Source organism: Variovorax sp. PDC80 (assembly GCF_900115375.1).
In the GTDB taxonomy this organism is placed as follows: Bacteria; Pseudomonadota; Gammaproteobacteria; order Burkholderiales; family Burkholderiaceae_C; genus Variovorax.
This window is the reverse complement of sequence record NZ_FOWG01000042.1, coordinates 1-1,200: the sequence shown is the minus strand read 5'-3', so window position 1 is coordinate 1,200 and position 1,200 is coordinate 1. Positions and strand designations below refer to the sequence as shown.

The following is a 1,200-nucleotide window of genomic DNA, read 5'->3' as shown; positions in this document are numbered from 1 at the left end:
GAAAAATGGCAAAAGGTAAATTCACCCGCACGAAGCCGCACGTGAACGTGGGCACGATCGGTCACGTTGACCATGGCAAGACGACGCTGACGGCTGCGATCGCGACGGTGCTGTCGTCGAAGTTCGGCGGCGAAGCGAAGGCCTACGACCAGATCGACGCTGCGCCCGAAGAAAAGGCCCGCGGCATCACGATCAACACCGCGCACGTCGAGTACGAAACGGCCAACCGCCACTACGCACACGTCGACTGCCCCGGCCACGCCGACTACGTGAAGAACATGATCACCGGCGCCGCCCAGATGGACGGCGCGATCCTGGTGTGCTCGGCCGCCGACGGCCCGATGCCCCAGACCCGTGAACACATCCTGCTGGCTCGCCAGGTGGGCGTGGGCTACATCATCGTGTTCCTGAACAAGTGCGACATGGTCGACGACAAGGAACTGCTCGAGCTGGTCGAAATGGAAGTTCGCGAACTCCTCGACAAGTACGAATTCCCCGGCGACGACACCCCGATCATCCACGGCTCGGCGAAGCTGGCCCTGGAAGGCGACAAGGGCGAGCTCGGCGAAGGCGCGATCATGAAGCTGGCCGAAGCCCTGGACACGTACATCCCGACGCCCGAGCGCGCCGTGGACGGCACGTTCCTGATGCCCGTGGAAGACGTGTTCTCGATCTCGGGTCGCGGCACGGTGGTGACCGGTGCTGTCGAGCGCGGCGTGATCAAGGTCGGTGAAGAAATCGAAATCGTGGGCATCCGCCCGACGGTCAAGACCACCTGCACCGGCGTGGAAATGTTCCGCAAGCTGCTGGACCAAGGTCAAGCCGGCGACAACGTGGGCGTGCTGCTGCGCGGCACGAAGCGCGAAGAAGTCGAGCGCGGCCAGGTGCTGTGCAAGCCCGGTTCGATCAAGCCGCACACGCACTTCACCGCCGAGGTGTACGTTCTGTCGAAGGACGAAGGCGGCCGTCACACGCCGTTCTTCAACAACTACCGTCCGCAGTTCTACTTCCGCACGACGGACGTGACCGGCGCGATCGAGCTGCCGAAGGACAAGGAAATGGTCATGCCTGGCGACAACGTCAGCATCACTGTGAAGCTGATCAACCCGATCGCGATGGAAGAAGGCCTGCGCTTCGCCATCCGCGAAGGCGGCCGTACCGTGGGTTCGGGCGTCGTGGCCAAGATCCTCGACATCTAAG

General features: G+C 63.2%; 1 protein-coding gene. It reads left to right on the top strand.

Translation table 11 applies throughout. The features are described 5' to 3' along the window. Nucleotides 1–5 precede the first annotated feature (5 nt). A complete protein-coding gene (gene tuf, locus BM109_RS40585; RefSeq protein ID WP_093356177.1) occupies nucleotides 6–1,199 on the top strand; it encodes an elongation factor Tu in 1,194 nt (397 codons plus the stop codon). The last annotated feature ends 1 nt before the right edge of the window (nucleotide 1,200 follow it).

Excerpts from the sequence above, each read along its gene's own strand:
- tuf (WP_093356177.1), top strand. The coding sequence starts at position 6 with ATGGCAAAAGGTAAATTCACCCGCACGAAGCCGCACGTGAACGTGGGC.